At 32.7% G+C, this 19431-nt stretch carries 17 protein-coding genes; 10 read left to right on the top strand and 7 right to left on the bottom strand.

Features of this window, described 5'->3' with window-relative positions; all coding sequences use genetic code 11:
* Positions 1–85: 85 nt before the first annotated feature.
* The 4 genes from HXZ69_RS04160 to HXZ69_RS04145 all read left to right on the top strand — a co-directional run bounded on the left by HXZ69_RS04160 (position 86) and on the right by HXZ69_RS04145 (position 2487).
* A complete protein-coding gene (locus HXZ69_RS04160; protein ID WP_286495123.1) occupies positions 86–493 on the top strand; it encodes an NUDIX hydrolase in 408 nt (135 codons plus the stop codon).
* A 233-nt stretch (positions 494–726) separates the two neighbouring features.
* A complete protein-coding gene (locus HXZ69_RS04155; RefSeq protein ID WP_502875734.1) occupies positions 727–1158 on the top strand; it encodes an RNA polymerase sigma factor in 432 nt (143 codons plus the stop codon).
* Entirely contained in the window at positions 1148–1738 is a 591-nt protein-coding gene (locus tag HXZ69_RS04150) for a hypothetical protein (RefSeq protein WP_286495119.1), read from the top strand. Before HXZ69_RS04155 ends, HXZ69_RS04150 begins: the two co-directional genes overlap by 11 nt.
* 122 nt (positions 1739–1860) lie before the next feature.
* Positions 1861–2487, top strand: coding sequence for a hypothetical protein (locus HXZ69_RS04145; protein ID WP_286495118.1), 627 nt, complete (start codon positions 1861–1863; stop codon positions 2485–2487).
* A gap of 201 nt (positions 2488–2688) precedes the next feature.
* Here HXZ69_RS04145 and ahcY read toward each other — a convergent pair whose 3' ends face one another.
* Positions 2689–4002 carry an adenosylhomocysteinase gene (ahcY, locus tag HXZ69_RS04140; protein ID WP_038331025.1) on the bottom strand — a complete coding sequence of 438 codons (1314 nt, stop codon included), beginning with the start codon at positions 4000–4002 and terminating at the stop codon, positions 2689–2691.
* A 74-nt stretch (positions 4003–4076) separates the two neighbouring features.
* Here ahcY and HXZ69_RS04135 point away from each other — a divergent pair, with 74 nt between their 5' ends.
* The 4 genes from HXZ69_RS04135 (at position 4077) to HXZ69_RS04120 (ending at position 7023) form a co-directional block, all read left to right on the top strand.
* The gene (locus HXZ69_RS04135; protein ID WP_038331028.1) at positions 4077–4706 is read left to right on the top strand and encodes a 4'-phosphopantetheinyl transferase family protein; all 630 of its coding nucleotides are present in this window, start codon (positions 4077–4079) and stop codon (positions 4704–4706) included.
* Positions 4707–4780: 74 nt separating this feature from the next.
* A complete protein-coding gene (gene pnuC, locus HXZ69_RS04130) occupies positions 4781–5464 on the top strand; it encodes a nicotinamide riboside transporter PnuC (protein WP_286495115.1) in 684 nt (227 codons plus the stop codon).
* 67 nt (positions 5465–5531) lie between these two features.
* Positions 5532–6236 (top strand): Bax inhibitor-1/YccA family protein, encoded by a 705-nt coding sequence (locus tag HXZ69_RS04125; protein WP_052217477.1) that lies wholly within the window; start codon positions 5532–5534, stop codon positions 6234–6236.
* A gap of 70 nt (positions 6237–6306) precedes the next feature.
* Positions 6307–7023, top strand: coding sequence for an LOG family protein (locus HXZ69_RS04120; protein WP_180905791.1), 717 nt, complete (start codon positions 6307–6309; stop codon positions 7021–7023).
* A 54-nt stretch (positions 7024–7077) separates the two neighbouring features.
* Here HXZ69_RS04120 and HXZ69_RS04115 read toward each other — a convergent pair whose 3' ends face one another.
* The 6 genes from HXZ69_RS04115 to HXZ69_RS04090 all read right to left on the bottom strand — a co-directional run bounded on the left by HXZ69_RS04115 (position 7078) and on the right by HXZ69_RS04090 (position 16677).
* Positions 7078–7716: a sialidase family protein gene (locus HXZ69_RS04115; protein ID WP_286495171.1), complete on the bottom strand. Its 639-nt coding sequence runs from the start codon at positions 7714–7716 to the stop codon at positions 7078–7080.
* Positions 7717–7722: 6 nt separating this feature from the next.
* Entirely contained in the window at positions 7723–7959 is a 237-nt protein-coding gene (locus HXZ69_RS04110) for a sialidase family protein (RefSeq protein ID WP_286495112.1), read from the bottom strand.
* 243 nt (positions 7960–8202) lie between these two features.
* The gene (locus HXZ69_RS04105) at positions 8203–11007 is read right to left on the bottom strand and encodes an alpha-amylase family glycosyl hydrolase (protein ID WP_286495111.1); all 2805 of its coding nucleotides are present in this window, start codon (positions 11005–11007) and stop codon (positions 8203–8205) included.
* A gap of 88 nt (positions 11008–11095) precedes the next feature.
* Positions 11096–12121 (bottom strand): SusE domain-containing protein, encoded by a 1026-nt coding sequence (locus HXZ69_RS04100; RefSeq protein ID WP_125349454.1) that lies wholly within the window; start codon positions 12119–12121, stop codon positions 11096–11098.
* Between the two features lies 1 nt (position 12122).
* A complete protein-coding gene (locus tag HXZ69_RS04095; RefSeq protein WP_038331160.1) occupies positions 12123–13748 on the bottom strand; it encodes a RagB/SusD family nutrient uptake outer membrane protein in 1626 nt (541 codons plus the stop codon).
* Positions 13749–13758: 10 nt separating this feature from the next.
* Positions 13759–16677 carry a SusC/RagA family TonB-linked outer membrane protein gene (locus HXZ69_RS04090; protein WP_286495107.1) on the bottom strand — a complete coding sequence of 973 codons (2919 nt, stop codon included), beginning with the start codon at positions 16675–16677 and terminating at the stop codon, positions 13759–13761.
* A gap of 221 nt (positions 16678–16898) precedes the next feature.
* Here HXZ69_RS04090 and HXZ69_RS04085 point away from each other — a divergent pair, with 221 nt between their 5' ends.
* Positions 16899–17918, top strand: coding sequence for a LacI family DNA-binding transcriptional regulator (locus tag HXZ69_RS04085; protein WP_286495103.1), 1020 nt, complete (start codon positions 16899–16901; stop codon positions 17916–17918).
* Between the two features lie 162 nt (positions 17919–18080).
* The gene (locus tag HXZ69_RS04080) at positions 18081–19427 is read left to right on the top strand and encodes an MFS transporter (protein ID WP_286495101.1); all 1347 of its coding nucleotides are present in this window, start codon (positions 18081–18083) and stop codon (positions 19425–19427) included.
* The last annotated feature ends 4 nt before the right edge of the window (positions 19428–19431 follow it).

Below are 19431 nucleotides of genomic sequence, written 5' to 3'. Positions count from 1 at the left end.
GCATAACGCATAACGCATAACGCATAACGCATAACGCATAACGCATAACGCATAACGCATAACGCATAACGCATAACGCATAACAATGAATCATATTTATTTGGTGAATGCCTTGGTTACAGATGAAACGGGTAGAATGTTAGCTGTACGAAAAAAGAAATCGAAATTTTTTCAGATGGTTGGAGGAAAACGAGAACAAGATGAAGAATTATTAACCACACTTCGACGCGAATTTTTAGAAGAGATTAATGTTGATATTCTACAGCACGATGTTTCATTTTTAGGACAACATACTTCTATTGCCGTTAATGAAGTTAATACCGAAGTTTATGCAAATGTATTTCATGTTAAATTAAAATCATTAGAAACGCTTAAAATCGCTTCTGAGATAGAAGAAATGGCGTGGATAACGAAAGAAAACTACAAAGAATTTCAATTGGCTCATTTATTAGAAGAATTCAGTTTACCGATTTGGTTAGAAATGGAGTTTTAATTTTTTTTTTCAAAATTTTTGTAACGTTTTTACTTTATGTTTACTTACTAATAAACACTAAATAATTAAGCGATGAAATCTATTTTGGAAATAACAGTTGAAAATAATGTTATCATAATAGACGATGAACAAGTTGCGTTGAAAAAAATAAAATAACGATTTTGGAAGCAAAACAAACTCATTTTTTAGAACTAATCGAACAGCATAAAGGGATTTTGCACAAAGTCGCTAAGATGTATATGGACGATGATGATGATCAAAATGATTTGATACAAGAGATTGTTTTGCAATTGTGGAAATCTTTTGAACGTTTTGAAGGAAATTCACAATTTTCAACTTGGATGTACCGCGTTTCCTTGAATACTGCTTTGACTTATTTCAAAAAAGAAAAGAAAAAAGCGGACAAACATACATTCATAGAAAATATAGACCGCGTTGATGAGGTGGATTCTGGTGAAAAAGAAACGCAACTCGAATTGTTTTATAAAGCAGTACATGAGTTAAATAAAGTAGAAAAAGCGTTGATTTTTCTGTTTTTAGAAGGACAAAGTCACAAAGAAATTGGCTCTAATCTTGGAATTACAGAAGGAAATGCACGTGTGAAATTGAACAGAACAAAAGAAAAAATACAAATCATCATAAAAAAATACGACTATGAATTTTGATGAATTACAAAAAGAGTGGGACAATCAATCTTCAGATGAAGTTAAAATTGATCCAAATCTTGAGTTTAATCAAGAAGCAAATACCATTATTGATAAAGTACGAAAAACCTTGAAGAAAGAGTTTTATTATCAATTATCAGGATTAATATTCTTGTTTTTCATGCCTTTTTTATTTGATGCGAATAGTCAATTAGTTTGGTGGGTTTTATTATGTGTGTCAGCAACATTTTTAGTTCCTTTTTATTATATTTTCAATTTTTATAAACGTTCTTATCATTTGGAATATAATTCGTTAAAAAATATAAATTGGTTTTATTATAATTACAAATCATCGATAGATATTTACAGTATTTATTCGTACATCATCTATATTTTAGTATTGATGTTGATAGGAATTTCTTATATGCAAAATGATAAATTTCTAAAATTTGAAAATGAATTTTATTTCTTTCTATACGTTTTTTTGACATTATTAGCGTATTCAGTAGTCTGTGTTTGGATGTTGAAATGGTGGATAAAAAAGTTTTACAAGAAAAATTTAGAAGAATTAGAAAATATACTAAATCAATTAGAAAAGTAACCAAAAGTTACTCTTCTTTTGTTAATGTAATGCGTTAAACTTTAACATGTCATTGTGTAACCTTTGTGAATTTTGAACATCTATATTTTATAAAATTGATAAATGATTTAAAAACCAAATAGATGACAAAAATTTACTTTCTTTTTTTATGTTTTATAACGTTTGCAAATGCACAAGATTATAAAAAAGATACGATAGAATTACATGAAACGATTTTGTATGATAAAAGCAAATTTCGATTAAAACGTGTTGGTTCGGATACCAAGACGAAATCAATTTTAATCGTATTAACGGCAGATATTAATTTTAGTAAAGATTCACTCCCTAAGTTTACCAAAGAATTTGCAATTCCAATAAATGCGCCTAAAAAAGAATTCACTTTTCAACGTATTAATTTCAATTTTAGCAATAGTTTGAAATTAGATTCTATTCTTTTGAAAGTTGATTTAACGGCAATGAATAATGGGAAACCAGCTCAATCAATTTTAGAAAAACCTTTTGAAGTTGTTGTAAAAAAAGAATATCAACAGAATGATGTCTTTTCGATGGATTTACGTGATTTGAATATTAAATATCAAGATGATTTTTTCATCAAAGTAGAATTATTAACAGAAGTTGAAAAGCCAATTTATTTTAGTGGAGCTTTGCTGGCTAAATGTTTATATAAAACGACTGATTCTGATGTGTGGATGAAAACACCATTAGGAATTACGCCTGCAATCAATGCTGATATTTTGATAAAAAGATAAAAAAGAAGCGACATTTAATTTTAAGAAAAATATTCCTAAAAAATATACAACTAAAAAAGAGCTTGATAAATTGAATAATGAACTTGAATCAATTTCTGGCGTAGAAAATGACTAACAAAAAAGCCCTCGCTTGTTCAGGGCGAGGGCATATAGTTAAGTGCTTTTTTCTTTTTTCAAATAAAAATTTTGAATTAAAATTAATTAATATCTATAATATTCTGGTTTAAATGGTCCTTCAACCGTTACACCAATGTATTCTGCTTGTTCTTGAGATAAAACTTCTAATTCTACTCCTAATTTAGCTAAATGCAATTCTGCAACTTTTTCATCTAAATGCTTAGGTAAAGTATATACTTCATTTTTGTAAGCTGATGAATTTGTCCACAATTCGATTTGAGCTAAAGTTTGGTTAGAGAAAGAGTTTGACATCACAAAAGAAGGGTGTCCTGTTGCACAACCTAAGTTAACTAAACGTCCTTCAGCCAAAATGATGATGTCATTTCCGTTGATGTTGTATTTGTCAACTTGTGGTTTAATTTCTTCTTTCGTGTTTCCGTAGTTTCCGTTTAACCAAGCCATATCGATTTCGTTATCGAAGTGACCAATGTTACACACAACTACTTTGTCTTTCATTTTCTCGAAATGCTCTGCACGTACAATTCCAAAGTTACCAGTAGTCGTAATTACGATATCAGCGTTTGCAACCACTGTATCTAATTTTTTTACTTCGTAACCTTCCATAGATGCTTGTAAAGCACAAATAGGGTCGATTTCTGTTACTGTAACAATTGCTCCAGCACCGCGGAAAGAAGCCGCTGTACCTTTACCAACATCACCAAATCCACAAACTACAACACGTTTACCAGCGATCATCAAGTCAGTAGCACGTTTGATAGCATCTACTGCAGATTCACGACATCCGTATTTGTTGTCGAATTTAGATTTTGTTACAGAGTCATTTACGTTAATTGCAGGCATAGGCAATGTACCTTTCTCCATTCTTTCGTAAAGACGGTGTACACCCGTAGTTGTTTCTTCTGATAATCCTTTGATCTCAGCAACCAATTCTGGGTAACGATCAATCACCATATTCGTTAAGTCTCCACCATCATCCAAAATCATGTTTAATGGTTTACGATCTTCTCCGAAGAATAATGTTTGCTCGATACACCAATCGAATTCCTCTTCGTTCATCCCTTTCCAAGCATACACAGGAATCCCAGCAGCAGCTATTGCAGCAGCAGCGTGATCTTGTGTAGAGAAAATATTACATGACGACCATGTAACATCAGCTCCTAAAGCAACCAACGTTTCGATTAATACTGCAGTTTGGATTGTCATGTGTAGACAACCTGCAATGCGAGCACCTTTCAAAGGTTGAGCAGCTTTGTACTCTTCACGGATAGCCATCAACCCAGGCATTTCTGCCTCAGCCAACGTAATTTCCTTTCTTCCCCACTCAGCTAAAGAAATATCTTTAACTTTGTATGGAATGTATTGCGTTTTTGTATCCATCAATTGATATATTTAACTAACTTTTTTTTTAAGTTTATAAGGAACAAATTTACAAACAAATTTCGATTAATAAAATGCCCGTTATCGATTATATTAACGATTTTAAACATACCCGCATTATTACGTGGAATGTAACAGAATCGAATGAAGAATTATTAGAATATCTTCATTTAGAGGACTATAGAATAGAAAAATATAATAATCTTCGACCTAAACAGGCGAGAGAATATCTTGGTTTGCGCGCTTGTCTAAAGAAATTGGACTTGGATTATGATGTAAATTATGACGAAAGAGGAAAACCTTTTTTACCTACAAATAAAGAAATTTCCATCACACATTCCTATGGATTGGTTTCTGTTGGCGTGAGCGAATATAATATTGGGATAGATATTGAATTGTCTCGACCAAGAAAAATTTTGAACATCAAACATAAATTTGCCCGTCCAGATGAAATAGCTTGGATACCTCAAGAACATGAAACTGAATATTTGCATGTAATTTGGGGAATGAAAGAAGGTTTGTACAAATTGAATGGTGGAAATCTTTGGAATTTTCTGAATCATTATCGTGCAGAAGAATTTGAATTAATAGAAAATAAACAATTTATTTGTTGGATTTCGGATGATGTGAAATCTCGTAAATATCATGCATTCTATAAAATGATTGGAGAATATTATTTGGTTTGGGTGTTGGATTATGAATAGATTGAAGTTAGAAATTATAATTACGAATTTAGATTTACGATTTAGAATGAATTATTTTAACTCACAACTTAAGAATGAACGATTTTATTGATTACATCTTTGCTCCTTATAAAACCTATTCTAAGTTGAATATCTTGCTCGAAACGATAGCAACTTTTTTCGGAATTATTTCAGTTTATTATACCTACAAACGCAATATTTGGGTTTATCCAACTACAATTATTTCAACATTTATTTTCATTTATTTATTTTTTAATTGGGGATTATATGGTGAAACAATTATTAATGTTTACTATACTTCAATGGCGATTTATGGTTGGATTTTGTGGCAAAAAAATCTCGAAGCAGATCATAAACATGTAGATGTTTCGTGGGCAACGAAGAAAGAATATCTGTACGCAACTTTACTTTTCGCGTTGAGTTTTATCTTTATTTTGACGATTTATTATTTTCGTCCAGTTATTCAAAATGGTTTTGATTTCAGTTTTATCAACCAATGTAAATTACATTATTCTAAAATTGATTTTGTAGACGCCTCGACAACCGCTATTTTTTTGATTGGAATGTGGATGATGGCGCGACGAAAAATTGATAACTGGTATTTCTGGATTATCGGTGATTTAATCATGATTCCATTAATGATTTACAAAGGAGCAGTTATCACTTCTGTGCAATATATTGTCTTATTGATTTTATCATTTATCGGATTAATCGATTGGATAAAATCAGTAAAAAACTCCCAAAAAATAGTGAGCTAAGAAATAATTTAAAATTAGTATTTTAGCCTTATAAATTGAATTTGAAAAACCTATAAAAATTACGAATATGGAAAATCAACACGTATATCAACAAAACCAATTGGTTGCAGAGGCAACGAGTGTAGAAAGGGCAAATTTCTATAAACATACTTACGGACACGTTGCTGGAGGAGTTTTGGTATTTGTTTTAATCGAATCTTTGATGTTAAAATCAGAAGCATTAGTAAGCTTTATGTTAAGTTTAACTTCTGGATATCTTTGGCTTATTTTATTAGCAGGTTTCATGGGAATTACATGGGTTGCACAAAAAATGGCGTACGGATCGATTTCAAAATCTAAACAATATTTAGGCTACTTTTTATATATAGTTGCTGAAGCTTTAATTTTTGTACCAATGCTTTACATCGCATTGTATTATGGCGGAACTTATGTGATAAAACAAGCAGCTGTAGTAACAGGTGGATTATTTGTAGGATTATCAGCTATTGTATTTTTAACAAAAGCAGATTTCTCTATTTTACGAGGAGCATTAACTATAGGATTTTTCTTAGCAATTGGATTGATTATTGCAGGAATGTTATTCGGGTTCGATCTAGGATTATGGTTCTCAGTTGGAATGTGCGCCTTAGCTGGTGGAGCAATTTTGTACAACACTCACCAATTAAAATATGAGTTCGGAACACAACAATATGTTGCAGCTGCATTGTCGTTATTTGCTTCATTAATGTTATTGTTTTGGTATATTTTGAGAATTTTTATGAGTAGAGATTAATCATTAAGAAACAATAAATTTGTATATTGAACCGTAGCATTTTTGTTGCGGTTTTTTTATTTAAAATACTATGACAGATAAAGAAAAAGAAGACGATAGAATACAATCTCCGTTTCGACCAAAAGATTGGAACGAGATTAGAATAAATGATTCTTGGGCGTTGTTCAAGATTATGGCAGAGTTTGTAAATGGTTACGAAGTAATGTCTAAAATAGGACCTTGCGTGTCTATTTTTGGTTCGGCACGTACTTCTCCAGATCATCCATATTATGCATTAGCAGAGGACATTGCGTATCGATTAACGCAAATAGGTTTTGGTGTAATTACTGGTGGAGGTCCGGCAATTATGGAAGCTGCAAACAAAGGAGCGCAAAAGGGTGGGGGAACTTCTGTTGGATTGGGAATTACATTGCCTTTCGAAACAGAATTGAACAAATATATCGACCGTGAATATGAAATTAATTTCGATTATTTCTTTGCACGAAAAGTAATGTTTGTGAAATATTCACAAGGATTTATCGGAATGCCAGGAGGTTTTGGGACGTTAGACGAATTATTTGAGTCGATGACATTGGTACAAACGAAGAAAACAGGACGTTTCCCAATTGTGTTAGTAGGAACTGAGTATTGGTCAGGTTTAATTGATTGGATCAAAGAAACAGTTTTGAGAGAAGGTTATATTTCTGAGAAAGATTTGGATCTTTTCCGTTTGGTTGATACAGCAGAAGAAGCAGTTGCTCACATCGAGAATTTCTACGAAAAATATAATATTAAGCTTAATTTTTAAGCAACAAAAAACCTCATCATTTGATGAGGTTTTTTTATATTTTTATGATTGAATTTATTTTAAATCAACTACTTCAAAAAACATATCTTGGTAATCATCAGCTTCATAAAAAATACCAACTTTATTTTTTGATATATTCGTTAAAACGGAATAAGCCGAAGAATTTGGTTCTATAGTTTTGAAAAAATTCCATGTTTTCGCTTGATCTTTACTTACTTTCAATCCCAGATTTTGACGATCTTTTGAATCATGCAAATTACTAAACACAATATCTTTTCCTAAAACCAATGTCGAAGCATTACAAGTTGGATCAATTAATTGTTCTTCCATTTTAGAAGTCCATGTTTTTCCTTGATCTTTTGAGATAAATATTTTACGGAAACCAGCATTTTGAACGCGCGCATTTAACATCCAATCTTTGTTCGGAAGTTGTACAATATTTGTTTCGTCTGCTTTATCTGCAACAATCGAAATTCGTTCCCACGTTTTTCCATGATCTTTACTTCCGAATACGTAAACACCGTCTTTCAATCGAACCAATGTATTCAAAATCCAACCTTCTTTTGTGTATGCGCCACGACCAGAAGTAATGAATTTAAAATCTTTTTTCCATTCCGTTGGCGTAATTTGGTCCGTAATATCAACAGGTTTTGACCATGTTTCTCCATTGTCAGCACTTTTACAAAATGTAATCGAAATTCATTTTTCGCAATTTTTTTGATTCATGTAATTGTAAAAAAGATAAATTTCTTTTGTCTTTTCATCCAAAACCATCGATACATCAGAAGCAGATTCTTGATCTGGAAAATCGACCACTCGCTTGATTGCTGACCATGTTTTTCCTTGGTCATCACTTGTCCTAATCACAATATTGATATCAGGATTGTAAAGCAAATCGCCACAATTTTGAACACGCTCGTCGATTGCCGCAATCAATATTCCTTTTGCTGATGTAATGATACTCGGAATGCGATAACATTTGACATCCGATTGATTTTTGATTGTAAATAAAACTTGTTTGTTGGTTTGGGCAAATCCCAGCGTATAAGCGAAGGAAAAAATGGCAAGTAGAATTTTTCTTTTTTGTCATGGTGTAAATTAACCGACAAGTTATTGATTTTTCAACGATTTGTGAAAATGAAAAGCCATCAAAACGAATTTTAATGGCTTTTTTTAAAATTAATTTTTAATCAGTTTCGCCGACGATTTTCGATTTTTAGCTTCAATGTCAAGAATGTAAATACCTTTTGGTAATTCTTTGATGTTAAATTGATGTATTGCTGAAAATTTTCCTGAAAATTCTTTGACCAACTTTCCTGATAAATCATAAATTTTTACTTTTTCTGAATTAATATTTAATGAAAAAGAGGAAGAAACTGGATTTGGAGTTACAGAGATTTTTTCTGAATTAACCTCAATATTATCTGTTGATAAATTTGCTTTTGCATTCCCGAAAATTCTGAATTCACCTGGATTTAGATTAACTGTAAATGATGAATTTGTATTGGTAACATTCAGCGTTGTTTCGTCCATCAAATTGTACCAATTTCCTGTAAATGGAAAAAGTGGCGCAATTGCTTGAGTGCTTGTTGTGAAGTTTGCAATAACAATTACCTCATATAAATCAGACGACGATAATAAATTATTTGTAATCTGAATACGCGGTTTTAAATCTCCAGATGTAATTGTATAATTATCAGTTTCGAAAACTTTGTTGTTTAATTTAAGACCAATAATTTTTGACCAAACTTCATAAACAGATTTTCTATCGGCATTTGTTAAGTAACCAATTTCGCTTGGAATAGGTTTTGGATTGGTGCGACATCCGTCATTATTTGTTCCATCTTCGCAATGATTGATCGAATAATCATATCCTAATTCTCCAAATTGCCACAACATTTTAGGACCAGGAATCGTAAATAGAACGGCACCTAAAGCTTTTTGTCTTTCTAAAGAAGTTTTTAAATCTTTTACATTATAAGTTCCTGATGATGCACCATATTGTAAATTCTTGTACATCATTCTTTCTTCATCATGACTTTCTGCGTAGGCAACCAAATGTTTTTTCGTAAAACCTTTTACAGTATGCTTCAACCAATCAAAGTTACTATCCGAAGCATATCCCATTGTATTTTGATTAAAATTATTAGTCGCTTTACCCCAAAGCATAATTCCTTTACCTTCGTTAATGCGATAATTCGCCCATTCTGTTTCCTCTTGTGCTGAACCATTATTTCCTAAATGTTCAAAAATGATGTAGGAATTCGGATCAATTGTCCATTGCATATCTGCATATTTTTTTAAAATTGCTACACGATCAGCCTGATATCCGTTTGTACAAGTTTCATCAGAAGGTGTACAATTTTGTGTAAATCCTTTTGTTAAATCCCATCTAAATCCATCAATTTTGAACTCTTCAATCCAATGTTTTAATGTACGTTGTACATAATTTTGAGTTGGTGTTAATTGATGATTTAAATCGTATCCAACATTGTAACTATGTTTTGAGGTTTGATTAACATAAGGATTTGTAGTAGTTGGTTCTCCAAAACCATCATTGTCGGGATCATTCATCCACATTCTAACCAACGGAGATCGACCATAAACATGATTTAAAGCAACATCTAAAATGATTGAAATTCCATTTTGATGACACAAATCGATGAACTCTTTCATTTTATCTGCTGGTCCATAAGCTTTATCCAAAGCAAGATGATAAGCTGTATTATAACCCCAAGAAATATTTCCTTCAAACTCCATTACGGGCATAACTTCGATTGCGTTGATGTTTAATTTTTTGAAATAATCAAAATCATCAATTAAAGATTGCCATGTTTTTGTCGAATTGAAATCACGAATTAATAATTCGTAAATCATCAAATTCTCTTTATTTGGGCGATTGAAATTTGAAACTTTCCAATTATATTTTGTTTGATTCGTTTGTAAAACCGAAACTTCAAATTGTTGTCCAGTAGGATATACAGGCATATTGGGATAAGTTGAAGCGGTAATATACGGATCGTCATAAGGCGATAAGACTAATGTTGAATAAGGATCTGCAGTTTTGATTCCATCACTTGTACGATATTGAAACGTATAGATTTCACTTGCTTTAAGATTAGATAATTCAATCCAATATAAATCCTTGTTAGTAGTATCTCGATTCATCACATATTGATCAGAAAGTTGCCAATTATTGAAACTTCCGATTACATGAATGAACTCTTTTTGTGGAGCGTATAAAACCAAATATGCTTTTGTAAAATCATTATTCAAATAATTAATTCCTTCATGTAAATTAGATGGAATGGCTACATCTTTAACCGTTGGTTTGATATTAATTGTAAAAGATTTGCTTATTGTTTGACCATTAAAAGTTGCATTTAATGTATAATTCTGATTTTGTAAAATGGTATAATTTTTATCAAAAGAAGTTGAATTATTTAATGCATCAATTTGAGTTCCGTTAGCAGATAATGTCCAATTAGCAGATTTTGTAGCTATCGCTTTGATGTTAAAACTTGATCCTGAAGAAACATTTGTAATTGAATTTTCGAGCGGATTAGTTAAAGTAACTTTGAAAGAACCTACCGAAATAGAAAGATCCGTAGTTTGTTGTTTTCCATCTGCACTTCTAAAAACAACATCTATTGCTGTAATATTTTTAGAAGTATCAACTCCATAGAATTGATAAATAGATGTAGGGATTTCTAATTTGTAGGTTGATCCAGAAACGAAAGTTAATTTGGGTTGAGTGGTATTATTTCCCCAACTTTCAATTATATTTTCCCATTGTTTTCCATCAATAGTTACGCCTGTATGCGCATAAATATCTCCTGAATAATTGGCAAGACCTGTTCCTGTTTTATCGAAGTTTATTACAACTGCTTGGTTTGCTTCGGGTGGTGAAGGAGTTGTTGTAATTTGTGCTTTGGTAAAAGATATTACCATTAAAAGCATTAAAATAGATAGAATGTTTTTCATGTTTTGTGTAGTTTTAGAAAAAAGCCATTAAAAAACGTAATTGAATTTTAATGGCTTTTAAAAAATTATTTGTTGATGAGAAAAAATTTTATTGAGCTTCTACTGTATAAGTTTTCTTGTTGAAATTAGCTGTGATTTTATATTTCCCAGCTTTTATTTTGATGTTAGTACCGTCTTTGTCTGTTAATTCTCCTGCATTACTTGTACCACCAAAATTTGTTCCCCAATCATTATTTAAACGGAATTTAAATTCTCCATCTTTTAATGTTGTAGTAATAGTCCAAGCATCTAAAGTACCATCATAAGACAATTTTTGGTCTGGACCATCCCATCCGTTTGCTGTAGCGTCACCTACTAATCCCCAAGAATAATTATCTAATTTATAAGTTAGATTTGTTAAGTCCATAGTTATCTTGTAAGTACCGGCATCTACTGCGATGTTTTTACCTCCTTTTTCAAGTTTTCCATTAGATCCACCATAATCTAACTCCCATTTGTTGTCTTGACGGAATTTGATTTCACCAGCTTTTAAATCTGTATACGCTACAAATACATTTGTAACATCAGTTTTCCAAAATTGAACATCTGGCCCGTCCCAACCGTTAGGAGTAGCAGAACCAACAACACCCCAATTTGTAGATAAATCTGTTGGATATGGCGTTATTTTTAATATATTGACATTAGAAATTAACTGTTGAGAACCAGGAGTACCAACTGTAGAGACAATACGATATTCTATTTCTCCTTCTTTAAAAGGTTCTAATCCTAAAGCAATAACTGCTAAATTCAATTCTTTTACGGTAACATCAGCTGTTAATGTTGAAGTTGAAGTAAGAACTTGATGATTTTCAAAATTATCTCCTTTTACATCAATTTGTAATTCATATTTAGGAGGAGTATTTGTTCCATAATTTGCGGCACTCCAATTAAATGTCATTGCTGTATTTGCAGCATTTTCTTCTAATAATTCAATTGTTGATGAAGCAGGTGTTTCTACTTTCGGTGCAACAAAATTTGAGGGATCTAATTTGATGATATCTTCATCATCGTTACATGCGCTTAAGGCAAAAATACTCGCACAAGCTAACGAAATATATTTTATAAAATTTTTCATCTTAATAACCTGGGTTTTGAGTTAAGTTTGGATTAATGACAATAATATTGTTTGGAATTGGGAAGATAGCTTTTGTAGCATCTACAGAAGTTCCGTTTTGAACGCCTCCTTTCCAAGGCCAATTGTAATTATTTGTATATCTACTGAAACGAATTAAATCCGTTCTACGCGTTCCTTCCCAGTACAACTCTCTTGATCTTTCTGCTAAAATGAAATCTAAGTTTAATTGTCCGTCAGTAATATTACCTGATGTATTTCCGTATGCACGAGTTCTTAATTCGTTGATTAAGCTCAATGCAGTTGCACGATCACCACCAGTTCCTCCACGTAAAACAGCTTCGGCATAGTTTAAATAAACTTCTGCTAAACGAATTATAGGAACATCTGTGTCAACATATTCTCCTGTTGCGTCGTTTGCACTTTTTCCGTCTGAACGTTTGTTCGACCATTTGTAAACAGCATAACCTTCTCCAAATGTACCTATGTTGTTAATTTCAAAAGTTTGTCCATCTGTAAAGAACATCGCACGTTTATCTTTCCATGCAGTTGGATTTCCGTTACTGTCTTTCGTTGTTACAGCATCTGTAAATTGATTCACCAATGCTTTTGTAGAACGAGGACCTCCCCATCCACCATTTACACCATAATCAGCAGCTGTCATTTTTCCACCAATTGCAGCTTTTACTAAGAAAGTAGAACCTCCATATGTACGAGAATTATTTCCGTCAAAATTTAAAACGAAAATAGCTTCGTTCTGCGCGCCATTCGTATTGTTATCAGCTAAAAATAATTCGTCATAAGCAGAACCATTTTTATTTCCATCAGTTATGTTAAGCGTATATCCAGCTTGCATAGCTAATTTAGAATAAGTAATAGCTTCTGTATATTTTGCTTCACCAATCCAAGTTTCTGCATTTAGATACAAACGAGATAATAATGCTTCGGCAGCTGCTTTGTCTACACGTCCGTATTCGTTTGTACGACCAGCTTTTAATTCAGCTTCGATAGCTTTTAGTTCGCTTTCAACGAAAGTGAAAATCTCTTTACGATTGCTTTGTTTCGGTAATTCAGAAGAAACTTCTGTTACTAACGGAACATTCGCATATAAATCCATTAAGCTATAATAAGCATATGCTCTAATGAAACGCGCTTCAGCTACATATTCTTTCACTTCTGGAGTTGTGCTTGATAAAGCTTCAGCGTTTGCAATAAATGAATTAGAGAAAGAAACGGTTTGTGCTAAACGATAATACATCGCTTCAACAAAACTGTTACTTGCTCCCCAAGAAATCTCATGCAAGTTTGGTAAACCTGGATCTCCCCAGCCAACAATAGATTCGTCTGTTGTTAATACATTTAAGTTGAACATTAAACGAGTATATTGAGAAGCACCTTCGTCAATACCTTGAATATCTCCACTTCCCGCTGGACCTTTTTGTCCAGTAAGTGCTAAAGAAGAATATACTTTTGCTAAAGCAGATTTTGCAGTAGCAACATCTTTGAATACATCAAATTGTGTATAAGTATCTGGATCATTTGGCATTAAATCTAAATCATCATGACATGAAGAAACAGAGAAAGCCAATGCCGCAGCTAAAATATATGTTGAAATTTTAATCTTTTTCATTGTAGTTTTCTTAGAAATTAACATTTAAACCAAATACATACGTTCTCGGTCTTGGATAAAAACTATTATCAATTCCGCGGTAAATTTCAGGATCTAAACCACTGTAATTTGTGAATACAGCTACGTTTTGAACCGCTCCATAAAGACGAATATCTAATCCTTTGATTGCTTGTTTTAGGTTGTAACCTAATGTAATGTTATCAATACGGAAGAAAGATGCATCTTCTATAAAGTGGTCACTTAACAAATTAGTTTCTGTGATACTTGTGAAACCTGTGTTGTAGTAGCTTGAAAGCACATTAGATAAATAGTTTTGACCATTTCCTGTCGCTTTTTTGCTGTAACCTTTAGACGAAGCCATGTTATTGTAAGCATAGTTTCCGATATTAGCACGAGCAGTTGCACTTAAATCCCAATTTTTGTAACGGAAGAATGTATTGAATCCCATTGTTACTTTTGCGAAAGGACTTTTGTGAATATAACGGTCTTTTTCATTGATGATTCCGTCGTTGTTCAAATCTTCGTAAGCTCCTTCGATAGGCTTTCCGTTTGCATCATAAATTTGTTTGTATACGTAGAAACTAAATGGTTCTTCTCCTTCACGTTGAATTTGAATATTGTTACCAGTTCCTCCATCGATACCACCTGTTAAGTTATCAGTAGGTAAGTTGACAATTTTATTATCATTAAAAGCGATGTTGTATCCAAAAGACCAATCAAAATCTTTTGTTTTTACGATATCAGCATTGATACTAAATTCGATTCCTTTATTTTCCATATCACCGATATTTTTATCGATCATATTTCCAAAGTTTGTAAATGGATCTACATAAACACTCGCAATTAAATCACTTGTTTTTTTCTTGTAAACGTCTAATGTACCATAGATTCTATTTTTGAATAAAGAGTAATCAATACCAGCATTTAATGTACTAGAAATTTCCCATTTTAAATCACCATTAAATGGTTGAGGACGATAAGTTTGATAGAATGTTGAACCAAATTGATAATAAGCAGTTGATTCTGATCCTTGATAACGCGTTAAGAATTGGAAGTTTCCTAATCCGTTCACATTACCAACTTTACCATATCCAACACGTAATTTCAAATCATTTACAACAGAACTTCCTTTCAAGAATTCTTCTTTAGAGATATTCCATGCAATAGCTGCAGAAGGGAAATAACCCCATTGGTTGTCATGGCTTAATTTTGATGAAGCATCTGCACGCATAGTAGCTGTTAAGATGTAACGATTATCAAAATTATAGTTTAAACGTCCGAAGTATGATAGTAAAGAATAGTGATCACGGTCTACGAATGTAAATTGATCAGAACCTTGTTGTTCTAATTCACTATCGTAATTGGTGTTGTATGTATTAAAGTATTGATAACTGTAACCTCCAACAACAGTTAATCCGTGTTGTCCAAAATCTTTGTTGAATGTTAAATATGCATCAAATAATTTGTTGTAGAATTGTGCGCTAAATGTTGTTTTAGAACCATCCCATGTCAAAGAAGAGTTTGGCATATTTGCAGTTGTTACATTACGTCCATTTGCATTAGAAATATCATAACCTACATTAACTGTTGCAGTAACAGATGGTAAGAAATGTAATTTATAATCCATTTTTGCATTTCCTACAAAACGACGAACTTCTGATGTATCTCTGTTTTCGTTGATTAATGCAACTGGGTTAGTTGGCGCTAAATTGTGTTTAACAGATCCGTCCATCCAAGTGTGGTAACCTCCAAATACATTTGCTCCAGAATAAACTGGTTGAGTTGGATCATACTCTAAAGCAGCTCCAATTGCACCTCTGTTTGCAAATTGATTTTCGATATAAGAACCTCGAGCATTCAATTCAAATTTTAAGTGATCATCTAAGAAAGATGGACTTAAGTTCATAGAAGCTGTTGTACGATTGATGTTATCTCCTTTCAAAATACCATCTTGATCTGTGTTAGAAATAGAAAAACGAGACGGCATTTTACCTCCAATATTTCCTGTTGCACTAAAGTTGTGATCAAAACCTACAGCTGTTCTATAAATTTCTTTTTGCCAATCTGTATTTGCGTTACCTAAACGAAAAATTTCGTCAGCTGTTCCTACAGATTTTACCAATTCACGGAATTGATCTGCATTCATTACATCAATATAACCTTCTGGTTGATAAATTGATGTAATTGAATTATAATTAAAACGGAATTTTTTTCCTTTTCCTTTTTTAGTTGTAACCATTACAACCCCATTCGCAGCACGAGAACCATAAATGGCAGTTGCAGAAGCATCTTTCAAAATAGTCATCGTTTCGATGTCGTTAGGATTTAAGAAATCCAAAGGATTTCGAGAACCTCCAATATTTACTTCAGATAAAGGAACACCATCAACTACATATAATGGTTGAGAGTTTAATGATAACGAACTATTACCACGAATGATAATGTTTTGACCGTCACCAGGAGCTCCACCAGCAGATGTTACCACGACACCAGCGATTTTCCCTGTCATTAATTCTTGCGCAGAAGTGATTGATCCTTTGTTGAAATCTTCTGAATTTAATTGATTTACAGAACCTGTGACATCTTCTTTTTTAGCTGTACCATATCCAATTACAACAACTTCTTTCAAGTTTTCTGTCGTTTTAGACATACGAAGTTGTAATTGCGTTTGTCCCGCAAAAGTTATTTCTTGATCGTCATAACCAAAAAAACTGATAACAATTATATCACCATCGTTCGCTTCTAATGTAAAATTTCCTTTTTCATCAGAAACTGTCGATTCTCCTGTTGTGATGTTCGAAACATCTGCACCAGCTAAAACCGTGTTATTAGCGTTATCTTGTACTGTTCCTTTTATCGCAGTTTGTGCAGATAAAATAGCAGGGCTTGATAAAACTAATGCTAGAAGAGATTGTTTTAAAATCCTCATATATTTTTCGTTTTGTTTCGTTAATTAATTTATATTTTTACTTCTCATTACCAAATATAAGTTGTTTAATTGATTGATTGTGTATGTAATACACTAACTAGTTAAACGAAAACGTTTTCGTGTTAATAAATAATTAAATTAATTGTTATAGCATGTTAATTTTTAATAAAAAAGACGGAAATTAGTAGAATAAGATTGATGGTTAAGGTAGAAAGAAGATTATGAAAAAGAATTTGACATTAAAACAGATTGCAAAAGAGTTAGATGTTTCGATATCAACGGTTTCTAAGGCGTTGAAAAATAGCGAAGAGATTAGTGCTGTAACGAAACAAAAGATTCAGGCATTTGCAAAATTATACAACTACAAACCGAATAATATAGCATTAAGTCTAAAGAATCGTAAAACGAAAACCATTGCCGTGATTATTCCCGAAATCGTTCACGATTTTTTTGCGATGGTAATTAGTGGAATCGAAAATTTAGCCAATCAATATGGTTATAATGTCTTAATATGTTTGTCAAATGAGTCGTACGAACGTGAAGTGATTAATATGGAGATGCTTGCAGCGGGTAGTATAGACGGATTTGTGATTTCTCTTTCGAAAGAAACTCAAGCCAAAAAAGATTATCATCATATCAAAGAAATCATCAACCAAGGAATGCCAGTTGTGATGTTCGACCGTGTAACGCGTGAGGTTTATACTGATAAAGTGATTATTGATGATGTACTTGCGACACAAGAAGCAATTCAGTATTTTATAAGTAAAGAACGCAAGAAAATCGGTTTTATCACAACGCCAGATTATATAAGTGTTGGACGCTTAAGAACCGAAGGATATAAAAGAACGTTGGAAGCGAATGGAATTGCAGTTGACGAAAACTTGATTTTGCGTGTAGAAGACGAGAGTCAGTTGGACACTATGATTGATGAATTTTTCGAAAAAAATAATTTTGATGCAGTAATGGCAGTAAATGAATTATATGCCGTAAAAGTGTTGAGAGCAGCACTTAAAAAAGGAATCAAAGTGCCAGAAGAATTACATTTAATAGCTTTTACAGATGGTGTAATTTCCAAGAACTCAATTCCAAGCATTTCTACAGTCAAACAAAATGCATTCAAAATGGGTGAGATTGCAGCGCGTTTATTGATTCAAAAATTAGAGTCAGAAAACGAGCACGAGCATTACATTACCGAAGTTGTCGGAACAGAATTATTACACAGAGAAACTACAACGATTTAGTAAGTTTTTTTTGGTTAAATAATTGTTACAGTTGCAATAATCCCAAAAAAAAGTTTTAACATTGTAAACAAATCAAAACATATTTTTACTTCTCAAATTACAAAAATATAGTTTTGATAAGCATAAAACGCTTATCGTAAAATACATAAAAAAATTACGATAATGGGAAAGCGTAGATTAGGATTTCTTGAAATCTGGAATTTAAGTTTCGGATATCTAGGAGTTCAAATGGGTTTCGCCTTGCAAAACGCAAATGCGAGCCGTATTCTAAGTTCATTTGGTGCCGATGTGCACGAATTGTCTTGGTTTTGGATTGTTGCACCGCTAATGGGATTGATTGTTCAACCTATTATTGGTCATTATTCAGATAATACTTGGTCTAAATTTGGACGAAGAAAACCATACTTTTTAGTAGGAGCTTTATTGGCTTCTTTCGGATTAATCTTAATGCCACAAGCAGGTGCATTTACGGCATTGATGCCTGCATTATGGATGGGTGCTGGATTCTTGATGATAATGGATGCTTCATTCAATATCGCGATGGAACCGATGCGTGCATTTGTAGCAGATATGTTGCCTTCGGATCAACGTACATTAGGATATTCAATTCAAACTGTAATTATTGGTTTAGGAGCTGTTGTCGGTTCGTGGTTGCCTTATATTTTGAGCAACTGGTTTGGTGTTTCAAGTATTGCAGCGGAAGGAGAAGTTCCGTTTCACTTAATTTTATCATTCATTATTGGAGCAATTGCAATTATTGTAACCGTTTTAATTACCATTTTTACAACAAAAGAATATTCGCCAGAAGAATTAGACGCTTTCGAAAAAGCAGAAGGTAGAGAACCAATTGTTGAAGAAAAAGCAAGCTTAACACAGATTTTTACCGATTTTGGGAATATGCCAAAAACGATGAAACAATTAGGTTTAGTACAGTTCTTTACGTGGTTTGCATTATTCGGTATGTGGGTATTTGCTACGCCTGCAATCGCTCATCATGTATACGGTTTGTCTTTGAATGATACACATTCAGAAACGTACCAAAAAGCAGGGGATTGGGTTGGAATTATCTTCGGAGTTTACAACGGAATTTCTGCAATATTCGCCTTCTTTTTACCAGCAATAGCCTTAAAATTTGGTCGAAAAACAACACATGCTATTTCATTAATTTGTGGAGGATTAGGATTAATTTCAATCTATTTTATTCACGATCCAAAATTATTAATCCTTTCCATGATCGGAGTAGGAATCGCTTGGGCAAGTATCTTATCGATGCCTTATGCAATTTTAGCGGGAGCAATTCCAGCGAAAAAAATGGGTGTTTACATGGGAATTTTCAATTTCTTCATTTGTATGCCTCAAATCATCAACGCTCTTTTGGGCGGTCCAATTGTAAAATATTTATATCACGATAATCCAATCTACGCCATTGTTACCAGCGGTGTTGCGCTAATTATTGCAGCACTTTTTGTAACGCGCGTAAAAGATGTGGATGAACCAATCAAAGCATAATCAT

It is taken from the genome of Empedobacter sp. R132-2 (assembly GCF_030324375.1).
In the GTDB taxonomy this organism is placed as follows: domain Bacteria; phylum Bacteroidota; class Bacteroidia; order Flavobacteriales; family Weeksellaceae; genus Empedobacter; species Empedobacter falsenii_B.
This window is presented reverse-complemented; position numbering and strand designations above follow the sequence as displayed.